At 67.1% G+C, this 14,852-nt stretch carries 16 protein-coding genes; 3 read left to right on the forward strand and 13 right to left on the reverse strand.

The genetic code is table 11. The annotated features are described in order from the left end of the window. The first annotated feature begins 5 nt into the window (after window positions 1-5). Entirely contained in the window at window positions 6-929 is a 924-nt protein-coding gene (locus tag E5A73_RS21695) for a hypothetical protein (RefSeq protein WP_240700026.1), read from the forward strand. Window positions 930-1,126: 197 nt separating this feature from the next. Here E5A73_RS21695 and E5A73_RS04555 read toward each other — a convergent pair whose 3' ends face one another. Together E5A73_RS04555 and tgt are read right to left on the reverse strand one after the other, a co-directional pair. Next, window positions 1,127-2,074, reverse strand: a complete 948-nt coding sequence (locus tag E5A73_RS04555) for a cell wall hydrolase (protein ID WP_135962629.1) — start codon at window positions 2,072-2,074, stop codon at window positions 1,127-1,129. Window positions 2,075-2,208: 134 nt separating this feature from the next. Further along, the gene (tgt, locus tag E5A73_RS04560; RefSeq protein ID WP_135962630.1) at window positions 2,209-3,360 is read right to left on the reverse strand and encodes a tRNA guanosine(34) transglycosylase Tgt; all 1,152 of its coding nucleotides are present in this window, start codon (window positions 3,358-3,360) and stop codon (window positions 2,209-2,211) included. 44 nt (window positions 3,361-3,404) lie between these two features. Between tgt and E5A73_RS04565 the strand changes: the two genes are divergently transcribed. After that, window positions 3,405-4,055, forward strand: a complete 651-nt coding sequence (locus E5A73_RS04565) for a cupin domain-containing protein (RefSeq protein ID WP_240700027.1) — start codon at window positions 3,405-3,407, stop codon at window positions 4,053-4,055. 11 nt (window positions 4,056-4,066) lie between these two features. Here the strand turns inward: E5A73_RS04565 and E5A73_RS04570 are convergent, their stop codons facing one another. The 8 genes from E5A73_RS04570 to E5A73_RS04605 form a co-directional block, all read right to left on the reverse strand. Beyond that, window positions 4,067-4,726: an HAD-IA family hydrolase gene (locus tag E5A73_RS04570; protein WP_206366380.1), complete on the reverse strand. Its 660-nt coding sequence runs from the start codon at window positions 4,724-4,726 to the stop codon at window positions 4,067-4,069. Next, a complete protein-coding gene (locus E5A73_RS04575; RefSeq protein ID WP_135962631.1) occupies window positions 4,713-5,627 on the reverse strand; it encodes a cation diffusion facilitator family transporter in 915 nt (304 codons plus the stop codon). Before E5A73_RS04575 ends, E5A73_RS04570 begins: the two co-directional genes overlap by 14 nt. A 41-nt stretch (window positions 5,628-5,668) precedes the next feature. Next, a complete protein-coding gene (locus E5A73_RS04580) occupies window positions 5,669-6,178 on the reverse strand; it encodes an EF-hand domain-containing protein (protein WP_135962632.1) in 510 nt (169 codons plus the stop codon). Then, the gene (gene queA, locus E5A73_RS04585; protein WP_135962633.1) at window positions 6,178-7,215 is read right to left on the reverse strand and encodes a tRNA preQ1(34) S-adenosylmethionine ribosyltransferase-isomerase QueA; all 1,038 of its coding nucleotides are present in this window, start codon (window positions 7,213-7,215) and stop codon (window positions 6,178-6,180) included. The genes E5A73_RS04580 and queA overlap by 1 nt, the downstream gene beginning before the upstream one ends. A 17-nt stretch (window positions 7,216-7,232) precedes the next feature. Continuing rightward, window positions 7,233-7,928: a peptidylprolyl isomerase gene (locus E5A73_RS04590; protein WP_135962634.1), complete on the reverse strand. Its 696-nt coding sequence runs from the start codon at window positions 7,926-7,928 to the stop codon at window positions 7,233-7,235. Window positions 7,929-8,000: 72 nt separating this feature from the next. Further along, entirely contained in the window at window positions 8,001-8,510 is a 510-nt protein-coding gene (coaD, locus tag E5A73_RS04595) for a pantetheine-phosphate adenylyltransferase (RefSeq protein WP_135962635.1), read from the reverse strand. Further along, window positions 8,507-9,406 (reverse strand): polyprenyl synthetase family protein, encoded by a 900-nt coding sequence (locus E5A73_RS04600; RefSeq protein WP_206366381.1) that lies wholly within the window; start codon window positions 9,404-9,406, stop codon window positions 8,507-8,509. Before E5A73_RS04600 ends, coaD begins: the two co-directional genes overlap by 4 nt. Before the next feature lie 13 nt (window positions 9,407-9,419). Continuing rightward, the gene (locus tag E5A73_RS04605) at window positions 9,420-9,665 is read right to left on the reverse strand and encodes an exodeoxyribonuclease VII small subunit (protein ID WP_135962637.1); all 246 of its coding nucleotides are present in this window, start codon (window positions 9,663-9,665) and stop codon (window positions 9,420-9,422) included. 86 nt (window positions 9,666-9,751) lie between these two features. Here E5A73_RS04605 and E5A73_RS04610 point away from each other — a divergent pair, with 86 nt between their 5' ends. Beyond that, entirely contained in the window at window positions 9,752-11,131 is a 1,380-nt protein-coding gene (locus E5A73_RS04610) for an NAD-dependent succinate-semialdehyde dehydrogenase (protein WP_135962638.1), read from the forward strand. A 57-nt stretch (window positions 11,132-11,188) separates the two neighbouring features. Here the strand turns inward: E5A73_RS04610 and E5A73_RS04615 are convergent, their stop codons facing one another. The 3 genes from E5A73_RS04615 to E5A73_RS04625 are packed head-to-tail and all read right to left on the reverse strand — an operon-like array spanning window position 11,189 to window position 14,838. Further along, window positions 11,189-12,883 carry an AMP-binding protein gene (locus tag E5A73_RS04615; RefSeq protein ID WP_135962639.1) on the reverse strand — a complete coding sequence of 565 codons (1,695 nt, stop codon included), beginning with the start codon at window positions 12,881-12,883 and terminating at the stop codon, window positions 11,189-11,191. A 32-nt stretch (window positions 12,884-12,915) separates the two neighbouring features. Beyond that, the gene (locus E5A73_RS04620) at window positions 12,916-13,122 is read right to left on the reverse strand and encodes a hypothetical protein (RefSeq protein WP_135962640.1); all 207 of its coding nucleotides are present in this window, start codon (window positions 13,120-13,122) and stop codon (window positions 12,916-12,918) included. A 54-nt stretch (window positions 13,123-13,176) separates the two neighbouring features. Next, window positions 13,177-14,838, reverse strand: a complete 1,662-nt coding sequence (locus E5A73_RS04625; RefSeq protein ID WP_240700028.1) for a GGDEF domain-containing protein — start codon at window positions 14,836-14,838, stop codon at window positions 13,177-13,179. Between the last annotated feature and the right edge of the window lie 14 nt (window positions 14,839-14,852).

Consider the following 14,852-nt stretch of genomic DNA (forward strand, 5'->3'; position numbering starts at 1 on the left):
TGACCATGACGACCCTGATTTCGGCCACTCTGGCAGCAGCTGCGGCGCTGGCTTCGGCCAGCCCGGCTTGGGCGCAGTCCGCGTCGATCGCGTCGCGTGCGGATTGCGCGCTGCGCATCGAAAGCAGCGCGAGCAACTGGATCATCCAGGGCTATGACCCGTTCGCGACCAACGTTCCGCTGGGAACCTTCGACGTCGTGTTCAACAACGAAGGCGGCGCGGCCTGTGCGTTCAACCCCGTCTTTCTCGTCGACCAGGAGCCGTTCGGACTTGCCAAGGCCGGCCACACCGGACGCGTCACCTATACGTTGCTCGATCAATTCTCGAACAGCAACGCGACTCCGCTCTCCGGCCGGACGATCGCGCGCGCGACGCAGCGCCCGGTGGTCGTCCAGCCGCATAGTCAGCAATTGGTGCGCTTCCAGTTCGCCGCCGACGAGGACGGGCTGGTAGCCGACGGACTCTACAGCCAGCGCGTGACGCTCGTCGCCGAGCAACAGGGGCGCGGCGACATGCTGGCTTCGCGTTCGCTGGTGCTCGGGGTGAACGTATTGCCTTCGGCGGTGCTCGGGCTGTCGGGCCAGTATCGCCGCAATGGCGGCCAGGCCCTGGTCGATCTTGGCGAGCTGGCCGAGGGCATCGCACCGGTGCCGCTGCAGATGACGGTGGCGAGTACCCGCGCCTATCGGCTCGAATTCGTTTCGAAAAACAATGGGGTGCTCAAGATGGCGAATGCCGATTGGAGCGTGCCCTATCAATTGATGATCGGCGAAAACACCCTGTCGCTGGCATCGACGGCGAACTATAATTCGGCAGGAACCGATCCGACGCGCGATTCGCTGCCGATGCGCTTCGTGATCGGGAGCGTCGCAGGCAAGCGCGCCGGGCTGTATAGCGACCTCATTACGGTTTCGATTGCGCCGCGGTGATGGACTGACCTGACGCGTACCGTATTGCGTTGCCGCGCTTCGGCGTGGTCCGACCGTCCGTTGTTCCGATAGCTGTCGCGCGTCATTTCCCCCCGGATGACTCGGACGCGGCAGCGCGGGCGCTCTCCTTGCCCCACGCAGAGAGAGCGCCCGCATACTTGCCGGACAAGGGTTAACGCCGGATTGACGCGAGCGGCTCAGCGCAACGGCTTGCCGCTGTCCTTCCATTTGTCGAGGATCTGCGAGTCGGGCAGCGTGGCCTCGGCATAAGCCGCGACCGGCGCGCCGCTCTCGGCATAAGCCGGCTGGACAGCGACGCTGGCGGCTTTTGCGATCCCTGCCGACGCGACAACGGGAAGCGGAGCGACCGCGGTCGGCGCCGCGGCAAGGTGCGGGGCGGGGAAGGGCTCGCCGCCCTGATAGGGTTGGCGAAACGCTGCGGCCATTCCCCACCAGCCCTTCCAGCGGTGGAACAGATGCGCGCCGAACATGCCGGTCATCACCAGCCCGCGGTTCCAGGAAGGGGTGACCGCATAGGTGTGATAATGCGTGGCCATGCCGACCGGCGCGAACACGCTGCCGGCAAGGGCTGCGCCGGCGACGCGTTCGGCGCGCGCCCATGCGCTGCGCGACGGGATGCGCGCCATCGCGCCGTCGCAGGCGAAGCTGAACTGGCAGCCGCGCTTTTCCGAACCCTGAAAGACGACGCCGCAGACCGTGGCGGGGAAGGCAGGGTGCCGGACGCGATTGAGCACGACCTGCGCGACCGCGCGCTGGCCGTCATCGGGCTCGCTCGCCGCCTCGTAATAGATCGCCTGGGTGAGGCACTGGAGCGCGCGGACGTGATCGACTGCGGTGCCGGCGAGGCGGAACGGCGCGGCCGGCTGGATCGACGAATCGATCACGGCATTCTCGGGCACCGGCAGATCGGGGAGCGCGATCGTGCCGGTGGTGCCGGTCGCCACGGCGGCTTCGTCGGAGACCGCCGTATAAAAGGCTGCGCCGGGAAAATGGTCGTCGGCTTCATAGCCGGTGGCGGCGGGTTTCGGGGCCGTGCTCGGCGTGTCGGGGCTCAATGCATGTGCGGAGAAGCCGGCGCCGACCAGCGAGACGATCGCCCCCGCCGCCACGCCGCGCATCTGCATTCGAGTGAACCGCCGCCAGAACAATATGCCTGCCCCAAGCGAGCCGATGGGCCCGGAAGGCGCTCCATATATCGCGAAATCGCGAACACGGCGCCCCCCGATTCGGCGGCGTCCCGCCGCGGAACAGAAGATGGTTAAGCTAAGGGCTTGGGCACGGCGCGATAGTCGCGGCGGAAGGCATTCGCGAAATCGGTCAGCCGCCCATCGCCGATCGCGCTGCGCAGATCGGCCATCAACTGCTGGTAGAACCACAGATTATGCTCGGTCATCAGCATCGCGCCGAGGATCTCGCCGGCGCGGACGAGATGGTGGACATAGGCGCGGCTCCAGCCGGCGCAGGTCGCGCAGGCGCAGGCCGGATCGAGCGGGCCCTGATCCTCGGCGAATTTGGCATTGCGGATGTTGATCGGGCCGGTGCGGGTGAAGGCCTGGCCGGTGCGCCCCGAGCGAGTCGGCAGGACGCAGTCGAACATGTCGACTCCCCGCTCGACCGCGCCGACCACGTCGTCGGGCTTTCCGACCCCCATGAGATAGCGCGGCTTGACCGGGTCGAGCTGGCCGGGGGCGTAATCGAGTACGCCGAACATCGCCTCCTGGCCTTCGCCGACGGCGAGACCGCCGATGGCGTAGCCGTCGAAGCCGATGTCGAGAAGTGCGTCGGCCGATGCCTTGCGGAAGCTTTCGTCTAGCGCGCCTTGCTGGATGCCGAACAGCGCATTGTTCTCGGCATGATCCCCGCCCGCATCGAAGCCGGCGCGGCTGCGCCTGGCCCAGCGCATCGAGCGCTCCATCGCCGCGGCCTGAACCTCGCGTGGCGACGTAGTGGGCACGAGTTCGTCGAACGCCATGACGATGTTCGAGCCGAGCAGCCGCTGGATCTCCATCGAGCGTTCGGGGCTGAGCATGTGGCGCGAGCCGTCGAGATGCGACTTGAAGACGATGCCTTCCTCGCTGCGCTTGGTCAGTTCGGAAAGGCTCATCACTTGATAACCGCCCGAATCGGTGAGGATCGGGCGATCCCAGCCCATGAATTTGTGCAGCCCGCCGAGCTTGTGCACACGCTCGGCGGTGGGGCGGAGCATCAAATGATAGGTGTTGCCGAGCAATATATCGGCGCCGCTCGCGCGCACGTCCTGCGGCTTGACTGCCTTGACGGTGGCCGCGGTGCCGACCGGCATGAAGGCCGGGGTGCGGATCTCGCCGCGCTGCATCGTGATCGTGCCGAGCCGGGCCTTGCCGTCGGTAGCGTGGATGGTGAACTGGAACCGGGGAGCCGAGGATGCCATGGGGCGTTGCCCTAGCGGCCTCAATCGCCTTGAGTCGAGGGATCATGCCAAACGAGACGACCGACAAATTGCGCGAGATGGCGACGCATCGCGGGCTCAAGCTGATTGCTTCGCGGCGGCGCAAGCCGGGTGGCGACTTTGGCAAATACGGGCTGAACGACGCCAAAGGCGCGCCGGTGTTCGGCGTTGATGTGAATGGCCTTGCCGCCAGCGCCGAGGAGGTCGAGGAGTATCTTCGCGGCACGGCGAGCAACGCGTGGAGCAAATCGGCGGGTTCGGTGAGGGCGCGCCAGAAACCCAAGGCTGCACCGAAAGCCGCGCCGGCGCCCAAGCCCAAGCCCAGGCCCAGGCCCAGGCCCAGGCCGCGTCTCGAGGTGAAGGTGGCGAATCTGCTCACCGGGCTGCCACCCGCCGGGCACGCCGAAGCGTTTACCGAATTGCTCGCACGGCCCGGCATTCGCGTGGAGCGGATCGTTTCGCGCGGCCAGTCTACGCCCGAAGACGCGCCGATGGTGCAGGAACAGGACGAATGGGTACTACTGCTCGAAGGTGCAGCGGGGCTCCGCATCGAGGATTCGGACGAAGTGACGCTGCAGGCAGGCGATCACGTCTGGATCGCGCGCGGGCAGAAGCATTGGGTGACATGGACGGCAAAGGATCGCCCCAGCGTCTGGCTGGCGGTGCATCTCGATTGAGGTGCGAATAGTCAGCAGCGATGCGTGGCGACGTAGTCGATTATGTCCTGCGGCCCGCGAAACAAGGTGTCGGGCGCGTGGGCGGTGAGCACCGCCTCGCTGGCATAGCCCCATAGTACCGCGCCGGCGCGCATGCCGACTTCGCGCGCGGCATCGATGTCACGTGTCTCGTCGCCGATCGCCAGCGCGGCGATCGGGGGGATTGCCATCTTCTTGAGCACCCGGCGGAACTTGGGTGCCTTGCCGAACAAGGAAGAGCCGCAGGCGTAAAAGTCGATCCGGGCGGCGTGCTTTTCGCCGAGGATTTTGCGGGCATTGGCCTCGGAATTGGAGGTAACCAGCGCGATCTTGACGCCCGTCTCGGCCAGCCGCTCGAGCAGATCGGGGGTGCCGGGGAAGAGCTCGATCTGGTGCGCGTTGAGCCCGACCAGTTTTCGGAGGTGCCGTGCGATCAGCGGCATCTTCCAGCGCGAGATGCCGAGAAAGTCGATCACTTCGCGCGAGCTGCGATGCCGCAGCATCTCGACTTCGTCAGGGCCGACGGTGCGGAAGCGGAAGCGGCGAGCGAGCTGGTCGACGACCGACAGGAACCAGTCGCCGCTGTCCGACAGCGTGCCGTCGAAATCGAAGATCACCAGCCGGATCGGGGGTGCCGCCTCAACCATGGGCATGGCCGTGCATGCGGCATTCGGCACCCTCGCCAAGCTCGATCTGCACCGTGGTGTGATCGATGCGGAAATCGTGCGCCAGCCGGTGCTGGAGATCGATCAGAAAGGCGTCGCCGGGATGGCCACCGGGCATCACCAGATGCGCGGTGAGCGCAGCCTCGGTGGTGCTCATCGGCCAGATGTGCAGGTCATGGACGCGCGCCACGCCGGGAAGCGCGACCAGCGCCCGCTCGACCGCTTCGGCGTCGATCCCCGCCGGTACCGCCTGGAGCGCCATCGTCACCGATTCGCGCGCCAGACCCCAGGTGCTCCACAGGATCACCGCGACGATGACGAGGCTGATCGCGGGATCGATCCATGCGGCGCCAGTGAGCAGGATCAGCCCGCCGCCGACTACTACCCCGGCCGATACCGCGGCGTCCGCGGCCATGTGGAGATAGGCGCCGCGGATGTTGATGTCGCCCTTGCGCCCGCGCGCGAACAGCAATGCGGTGGACAGGTTCACGGCGATGCCGATGGCGGCGACGATCATCACCGTGCCGCCCTGGATCTGGGGCGGATCGGCGAAGCGCTGGATCGCCTCGAGTGCGATCGCCCCGACCGCGACCAGCAGCAGCACCGAATTGGCCAGCGCGGCGAGGATCGAGCTCCCGCGCAAGCCGTACGTGAAGCGGCGCGAGGCGGGGCGCTTCGCCAGCTCGGCTCCCGCCCAGGCGACGAGTAGCCCGAGGACGTCGGAGAGATTGTGCCCGGCATCGGCGAGCAGCGCCACCGAATCGGTCAGGAAGCCGGCGGTACCTTCCACTGCGACGAAGGCGATATTGAGCGCCGCACCCAAAGCGAAAGCGCGGCCGAAATCGGCCGGGGCATGCGCGTGATGATGATCGTGGTCGTGTCCCGCCATTCAGGCCGTTTAGCCGGGCATGCGCATGAGATGCTAGGACCTCAATTGCGCGGCTGCTGGCCGGGCTTGCCCATCGGGCGTCCGCGCCGGTCGCGATCGAACAGCTGCGGGCGCAAGGTCAGCAATTCGCTGCGTGTGAGTGTGCCGTCCTTGTTGGTGTCGAACCGCGTGAAAAGCAGCGCGAACCGCGCGGCGAGCTCGTCCCAGCTGATCTTGTTGTCGCCGTCGCGGTCGGTCTCGAAGGGGCTCGGCAAGGTGTTGCGGTCGCCGAGCCAGCGTTCGGACCAGTCGGAAAAGGCAATATAGCCGAGCGCGCCGGTCTTGCCGGTGTCGATGCTGTCGAAGCTGTGGCGCAGGCCGGTGTCGAATTCGGCGCGGGTGACTTTGGCATCGCCGTCGCTGTCGAACCCGGCGATCATCATTCCGACCGGCTCGACCATGACCGTCGCCGCGGGTTGCGCCTGCTGGCCGGGCACGATCGGAACGATCGGCACCTGCTGGGCCAGGGCGGGAGTCGCGCCGAAGGCGGCGAGGATTAGGAACAGGCGCATCAGCGTCCTTTCAGGGGCAGCAACAGGCTGGCGTCGCCATAGCTATAGAAGCGGTAGCCGGACGCAATGGCATGGGCATAGGCGGCCTGCATCCGATCGAGCCCCATCAGCGCCGACACCAGCATGAACAGGGTCGAGCGCGGCAGATGGAAATTGGTGACCAGCCCATCGATTCCCTTGAAGCGATAGCCCGGCGTGATGAAGATCGCGGTATCGCCTTCGAAGGGGTGGATGACGCCGTCGTTGCCCGCGGCGCTCTCGATCAGGCGCAGGCTGGTGGTGCCCACTGCGACCACGCGACCGCCCACGGCGCGGACCGCGTTGAGCCTGTCGGCCGTCGCGGCATCAATCCGGCCCCATTCGGCGTGCATCCGGTGGGCATCGGTATCCTCGGCCTTGACCGGCAGGAAGGTGCCGGCGCCGACATGAAGCGTCAGCGTGGCATGGCCGATGCCGGCGGCGTCCAGCGCCGCGAGCAATTCGGGCGTGAAATGGAGCGCCGCGGTGGGCGCGGCAACCGCGCCCGGCTCGCTGGCGAACATCGTCTGATAATCGTCGGCATCGCGCGAGTCCGTGGGGCGCTTCGAGGCGATATAGGGCGGCAGCGGCATCCGGCCGCAGCGTGTCAGCAGCAGCTCGACCGGCTCGTCGCCGGCAAAGTCGAGCGCGAAGCTGCCGTCCTCGGCTCGGTCCGAGGCGATTGCGGTGACACCTTGGCCAAAGTCCACGCTGTCGCCCTGGCGCAGGCGCTTGGCATTGCGGATGAAGGCGCGCCAGCGCCGCGGGCCTTCGCGCTTGTGCAGAGTCGCGCCGACACGCGCTTCGCCGCGCAGTCCCTCGAGCTGGGCGGGAATGACGCGAGTGTCGTTGAAGACGAGCAAGTCGCCCGCGCGCAGGCACGACGGCAAGTCGCGCACCGAGGCGTCGCGCGTATCCGCTCCGTCTAGGACGAGAAGCCGGGCCGAGTCACGCGGGCTCGCCGGGCGGAGCGCGATCCGCTCCGCCGGCAGCTCGAAATCGAAAAGGTCGACGTTCACCTGCTCGTATCTGGCACTTACTGGGGGAGCGTGACCTTGGTCTCACCCTCCGGCAGTTTCGCCGCAGCAATCGGCGCGGCCTGATACGGCGGAGGATTGTCCGACGCGATATAAGCGTGGAGGATCCGCGTCGGGTTGGCCGGCGGCTCGCCGCGTTCGATCTTGTCGACCCAGGGCATCCCGTCGACGACGCGGCCGAACACCGTGTAATCATGATCGAAGCCGAGGCGCGGGCCGAACATGATGAAGAACTGGCTGTTGGCGCTGTTCGGATCCTTGGTCCGCGCGGCCGAAATCGCGCCGCGGACATGGGGAAGATTGCTGAACTCGGCGGGCACGTCGGGAAGATCGGACTCGCCCGCGCCGGTGCCGGTCGGGTCGCCGCCCTGCGCCATGTTCTCGGGCGCATCGATCACCCGGTGGAAGATCGTGCCGTCGTAGAATTTGCGGCGCGTGAGCGTCTTGACCTGCGCGACCATCTTGGGCGCGACATCGGGGCGCAGGCGGATGGTGACGCGGCCGCCGGTCGACAGATCGAGCACCCAGGTATTCTCTGGGTCGGCGGGCACCGCGGTGGTGACGCCGAAATTGAGATCGGCGGCGACGCCCTTGAGCGTCTCGATCTCGGGCTTGGCGGGCGGGCCCTTCTGTGCGGCGACGGGGACGGCAAACAACAAGGCGGCACCAGCGGCCAGGGCGGCAACGAAACGCATCAACTTCCCCACTCGGATCTTCTCGTGACCCACGAGTCTAGAGCAAAGGTGTGGCGGCGGAAAGGCAGCGATTCAGCTGCCCTTGCGGCCGATTTCCGACACTCGGCGGGCGACGTCGATCTCGACCGCGGGGCTGACGAACTTGCGGATCGCGCCGCCATAGAGCGCGATTTCCTTGACCAGCCGGCTGGCGATCGGCTGGAGCGAGACATCGGCCATCAGGAAGACCGTCTCGACGCGGTCGTTGAGCTGCTGGTTCATGCCCGCCATCTGATATTCATATTCGAAATCGGCGACGGCGCGGAGTCCGCGGACGATCATGTTGGCGCCTTCGCGCTCGGCAAAGTCCATCAGCAGCGAATCGAAGCTGACGACGTGGATGTCGCCGCGGATGTCCGCGACCTCGCGCTTCACCATTTCCATTCGCTCTTCGATCGTGAACATCGGCGACTTGGACGGATTGGTGGTCACGCCGATAACCAGCCGGTCGACCAGGGTCGCGCCGCGGCGGATGATATCCATATGGCCACGCGTGATCGGATCGAAGGTGCCTGGGTAGACGCCGGTGCGGGTGGTGGTCATCGATCCCTCTCGAGCGTGTAGCGCGCGATATCGCGCAGGAGGTCGGCTTCGGGACCGAAGGGCTTGAGATGGGCGATGGCCTGGTCGACGAGGAGGCGGGCCTGCTCGCGGGCGCGGTCGAGGCCCAGCAAGGTTAGGAACGTCTCCTTGCCGGCCTGATCGTCCTTGCGCAATTTCTTGCCGGCGAGTGCTTCGTCGCCCTCGGCATCGAGAATGTCGTCGGCGATCTGGAAAGCGAGCCCGACATCGCGGGCGTAACCGCGCAGCCCGGTGCGGCCCTCGGGGGGCAGGCGCCCGAGGATCGCACCGCTCTCAACCGCGCAGCTGATCAGCGCGCCGGTCTTCATCGCCTGGAGCCGCGTCACGGTGGGCAAGTCGAAGCTGGTTTTCTCGGCCTCGAGGTCCATCATCTGGCCGCCGGCCATCCCCGCGGGGCCCGAGGCATGGGCGAGCGCGCCGATCAATTCGATGCGCACGAACGGATCGGGGTGGGTGGCGTCGTCGGCGAGGATCTCGAAGGCGAGCGCGTGGAGGCAATCGCCGGCGAGGATCGCGGTCGCCTCGTCGAACGCCTTGTGCACGGTGGGCTTGCCGCGGCGCAGATCGTCATCGTCCATCGCCGGCAGATCGTCATGGATCAGCGAATAGACGTGGATGCATTCGAGCGCGGTCGCCACGCGTGCCATCGCGGCGCGGCTGACTCCGAACAGCCCGGCGGTGCCGAACACGAGCAACGGCCGCAGCCTTTTGCCGCCGCCGATCGCGGCATGGCGCATCGCGCGGTAGAGCCCCGCGCGGGGATCGTCGGGGACCGCGAGCAGCAAGTCGAACTGCCGGTCGATCTCGGTGGAGACCTGCCGGAGCGCCGCCTGGAGCGCGAGGGACGCATCGGCCATGCTCGCCACCCGATCAGCCGGCGGCGAAGGGCGCGGTGCCGACGGCACGGCCCTGCGCGTCGGTGCGGATCGCCTCGATGCGCGCCTGCGCCGAATCGAGCCGGGCGGCGCATTGGCGGCGAAGCTGGTCGCCGCGCTCGTACAAGTCGATCGCCTCCTGGAGCTGCGCGTCGCCGCTTTCGAGCCGCGACACGATTCGCTCGAGTTCCTTGAGCGCGTCCTCGAACGAGAGTTCCGCGATTTGCGCTTCGTCTGCCATGGCGCCGCTATGCGGCAGGGTGGGCGGGGATTGCAACCGCCGAACCACGCCACATGTTGGAGCCCGGGTTTAGAGGAGACGCCGCCATGTTCACCAGCATCAATCCTGCAACCGGCGCGCCCGGCGAACGCTTCGAGGAGCTCGATGCGGATGGCGTCGAGCTGGCGCTCGCCCGCGCGCAGACCTGCTATCGGGCGTGGCGCAATTCGCCGATCGAGCAGCGCACGCAATTGCTTTCGGCGATCGCCGATCAGTGGGAAGCGAACAAGCAGCACCTCGCCGAGACCGCGGTCCGCGAGATGGGCAAGCCGATCACCGGGGCGATCGCCGAAGTCGAAAAGTGCATCGCGGGCTTTCGTCATTATGCCGAGCACGGGCCCGCCTATCTGGCGCCGACCGACGTGAAGACCGCGGGCGGACGCGCGGTGGCGCGCTGGCTGCCGATGGGACCCGTGCTCGCGGTGATGCCATGGAACTTCCCCTATTGGCAGGCCGTGCGCTTTCTCGCGCCGACGATCATGGCGGGCAATGTCGCGCTGCTGAAGCATGCGTCGAGCGTGCAGGGCTGCGCGGCGCTGATGCAGCAGCTGGCGAGCGCGGCGGGCGCGCCCGACGGGCTGTTCCAGAACCTGCCGATCAAGTCGGACAAGGTCTCCGACATCATCGCCGACAAGCGCGTGGTGGCAGTGACGCTGACCGGCAGCGAAGGTGCCGGCGCCAAGGTCGCCGCGGCGGCGGGCAGGGCGCTCAAGAAAGTGGTGCTCGAGCTCGGCGGATCGGATCCTTTGATCGTGATGCCTTCGGCCGATCTCGATCTCGCGGCGAAGACCGCGGTCACCGCGCGGGTGCAGAATGCCGGGCAGAGCTGCATCTGTGCCAAGCGGATGATCGTCCATGCCGAGGTGTATGACGCGTTTCTGGAGAAGTTCACTGCCGGCATGCAGGCAGTGAAGATCGGTGATCCGATGGACGCGGCGACGGTTATGGGGCCGCTGTCGAGCGTCGAGCAGCGCGACACCGTGCTCGAGCAGGTCGAGCGCGCGAAGGCGGCGGGGGCGAGCCTGTTGTTCGGCGCGGAAAAGATCGAGCGCGATGGGGCGTGGATGAATCCAGGCGTGCTGGTCGGGCTCGACCCGGAGAGCGACGTCGCCAAGGAGGAAATCTTCGGGCCGGTCGCGGCGGTGTACAAGGCCCAGGATCTGGACGCGGCGATCGCGCTGGCCAACGACGTGCCTTATGGCCTCGGCTCGGCGGTGTGGACGAACGACGAGGCGGAGATCGAGCGGTTCGCGCGCGAGGTGGAGGCGGGTATGACTGCGGTCAATTCGCTGCTTGCCTCGACTCCCGAGGCGCCGTTCGGCGGCGTCAAGCTGTCGGGGCATGGCCGTGAGCTGGGGCCGTGGGGGATGCACGAGTTCATGAATTTGAAGGCGGTGATGTACGGCGGCGGCAAGCCGGGGGATTGAGCAGCGCGGCCGTCTGGCCACGCCGTCATTTGATCCTTTTGCTGGAAGGATTAGGAGCTAGCCCGCCGCCTGCACCTCGGCGATCAAATCCTTGCGGCTGAGCTTGCCGATCATCGTTTTGGGAAGGCTCGCGCGCACCACCACCTGGCTGACGCGCTCGTGCTTGCCGAGCTGGGCGTTGAGCCACAGGCTGAGCTCGGGGCCCGTAACGGCAGGCGCTTCTTCGTCGAGCACCACATAAGCGTGGGGGAGCTCGCCGTGATACGCGTCGGGCAGGCCGATGACGAGCGCTTCCTTGATCGCGGGGTGGCGATAGAGCACCGCCTCGATCTGGCTCGGGAAGACCTTGAACCCGCCGACCGCGATCATGTCCTTGAGCCGGTCGACGATGCGGATATAGCCGTCCTCGTCGATCGTGCCGACATCGCCGGTGCGCAGCCAATGCCCGCTGCCTTCGACGTGGACGAAGGTCTCGGCATCGGCCTCGGGCCGGTTCCAATAGCCCCTCATGATCTGCGGGCCCGAGACGACGATCTCGCCCGGCTCACCCGGCGGCGGCGGGCGCGTCGGGTCTTCCTTGTCGACGAGCCGCACGCGGGTGGCGGCGAGCGGCTGGCCGATCGTGCCGGGCTTGTTGAGCGCCTCATAGGGATTGGTCGAGACCACGCCCGAGCTTTCCGACAGGCCATAGCCCTCGATCACGCGCGCGCCGGTGACGCGTTCCCATTCTTCCTTGAGCTGCGCGGAAAGCGGCGCGCCGCCCGAGATGCAGGTGTGCAGCGAGCTGAAATCGCTCGGCTTCATCCCCGGCGCATCGAGCAGGGCCTGGTACATCGTCGGCACCCCCGGCAGCGAGCGCGGGCGGGTGCGGCGGAGTTCGGCAAGCGCCTGCTGGGCGTTGAAGCGCGGCAGCATGACGATCTCGCCGCCGGCGATCACCGTTCGGTTGAGCACGCAGGTATTGGCGAAGACGTGGAAGAAGGGGAGCACGCCGAGGATCGAATCCTTGACCTTGCCGTAGTTCGGATCGAGCTGCGCGACCTGGCGGGCATTGGCCGACAAGTTCTGGTGCGTGAGCACGGCGCCCTTGGGCGTGCCGGTGGTGCCGCCGGTATATTGGATCAGTGCGACGTCGCGTTCGGGGTCGAGCGCGACGGAATCGCAGCCGCCCTCGTTGGCGATCAGCTTCGAGAAGGACAGGATGCGCGGGTCGGCGGGGCGCGGCGCGACTTCCTTCGACTTGAACCAGCGATAGAGAAGCGACTTGAGCGGGGGCAGCCCGCCCGCGACCGAGCCGATAACCAGCCGCTCCAGCGCGCTCTGCTCGAGCACCTCGAGCGCGGTGGGGAGCAATGCCGTCGCCGAGAGCGTGAAGAGCAGTTTGGTGCCCGAATCCTCGACCTGCGCCGCAAGCTCCTCGACCGAGTAAAGCGGCGAGAAATTGACGGCGATCGCGCCGAGCTTGAGGATGCCGTAATAAGCCGCGACATAATGCGGGACGTTGGGGAGGAAGAGCCCGATACGGTCGCCGCGGCCATAGCCGAGCGCCTTCAGGCCGCAGGCTACGCGGTCCACGGCGTCGAGGGTCTCGGCATAATCGTATTTGCGACCCATGAAATCGAGCAGCGGCGCCTGCGGGTGCGCAGCGGCGCTGGCTTCGAAAAGATCGACCATCGTGGTCGGCGGGAAGCTGGTATCCCATTGGCCGGGATGATTAAATGCGGTGCGCCAGACGGTCTCGGGATCGGTCATTGACACGGGTGTAAGCAAGCCTCGACCAAGGTTCAATAGCGGAGCCGCCTGCTCCAGGTGACGAGCACCGAAACCGAGGCGAGGCCGATATCGACGATCGCCTGCGCCCGTTGCGGGGCGAGGTCGCCAGGGCGATGCGTTAGGATGCGGATATCGGCGCGGGGATGGGGCGAGGCGAGCAGGGTCAATGCCAGCAGCGCCGCGGCGGCGATCAATGGGCTCCGGCTGCGCTTGATCATCCCCATTTCTCCCTGCCCCGCGCATAGGCCCGACGCCCGTGCGCCGCAAGCGAATCAGGCAGCTTCGCGCAACGCGTTGCGGACGCGATCGCGCCCGGCGGACTTGGCGTCGAACAAGGCGGCGTCGGCGATGCGATACAAGGCCTTCCATTCGACTTCGCTGGACAGCATGCCGCGGCACGTGCCGATGCTGGCGGTTACCTGGATGTCGAACGGCATGCGCATCTGGCGCAGCCGGGCGAGCACCGCTTCGGCTTCCACCGGCGCCGCAATCGGAGTGAGGATCGCGAACTCCTCGCCGCCGATCCGCGCGACCAAGGTACCCTGCGGCACCGACGTGCGCAGCATCCGCGCGAACACGCGGAGGACTTCGTCGCCGCCGTCATGGCCGAGCGTCTCGTTGACTCGCTTGAAATGATCGAGGTCGATGATCAGCAGCAATTGCTCGTCGGCGCGGCCGATCGCCTGCTGGAGGAAGGCGCGGCGATTGAGCAGCCCGGTGAGCGGATCGGTATCGGCGAGCCGGCGCATCATCACTTCGCGCTCGATCGCATCGTCGCGCTCGTCGCGCAGCAGCCGGATGCGATAGGCGACCGCGAGCGACGAGACGACGGCCTCGATCATCATTGCGAGGATCGTCGAATTGTCGATCCAGAAGCTCCACCGGATCAGATGGAGATTGGCGAGCGCGCGCAGCGCCGCGGTGAGGATCGGCGCGCCCCAGGCAAAGGCGAACAGCCAGAGATAATTGCTGCGCAGCCGCCACGCGCGCCACAGCAGCGGGAACACCGCCGCCGAAAGCGCGACGAACGCGCAAGTGAACGCCGCGTCGACCAGCCCGATCGCGAAAGGCGCGGTGAGGAAATAGAACAGGCCGACCCCGCTCGTCGCGCATCCGACGACGGTGGCGTAGCGGCCCAGCCAGCCGGCGAAGATGCGCTCCTCGAAGAAGCTGCGCGCGAAGACCAGCGCGGCGGTGCCGGTGCCGCCGAGCAGCAGGAAATTGGTCCGCAGCCGGGTGTTGTTGGCGATCTCCGGCCACGCCCAGGCGAGCGCACCCGAGGTCGAGAAGGTATAGGCCAGCAGCAAGGCGACCATCAGGCAGTAATACAGCTGAAAGCGGTGGCGCAGCGCACCCCACAAAGCGAGATTGTAGATGATCAGCGCGATCGCGAGCCCCGCAAAGCCGGCGTAGAGGGCGGACATCGTCAAATTTGCGTGGGCGCTTTCGGCGGCGGTGGACAGGCGAGCGCCGAGCAGGACGCCGCGCAGGTTGGTGGCGCCCTGGACATGCCAGAGCAAGCGGACGACCTTCGCCTGCCGCGCGGGGATCGGCTGCTCGGCGATCGCGCCGAGCTGGATCAGCGGGGCGATGCCGCGCGAATCGGTGGTCTGCGAGACGACCGCGCCGTCGGCATAGAGGATATGGAGCGTGAGGGCGTCCTGCCACAGGCTCGCGATGCGGACGTTGAGCGGCAGATGCGGGTCCGAGAACCGGTCGATCTCCTGCGAGATCACCCAATAATTGCCCGGACCGAGGCGATATTGTTCGCTGGCGCAGTCGAAGCGGCGGCCGGGTGCGCGGATCAGCGCCGCCGGATCCATCCCGCCGGTGTCGCGCAGCACGCACACCGCGAGCGGCGCACCCGCGACGCCCTTTTGGGCATGCGCCGGCACGCCGCCAAGCAAGACGACGCAGCCGACAAGCGCCAGCAACAACCTGATGATCC

Origin of the sequence: Sphingomonas gei, from assembly GCF_004792685.1 — a bacterium.
In the GTDB taxonomy this organism is placed as follows: domain Bacteria; phylum Pseudomonadota; class Alphaproteobacteria; order Sphingomonadales; family Sphingomonadaceae; genus Sphingomonas; species Sphingomonas gei.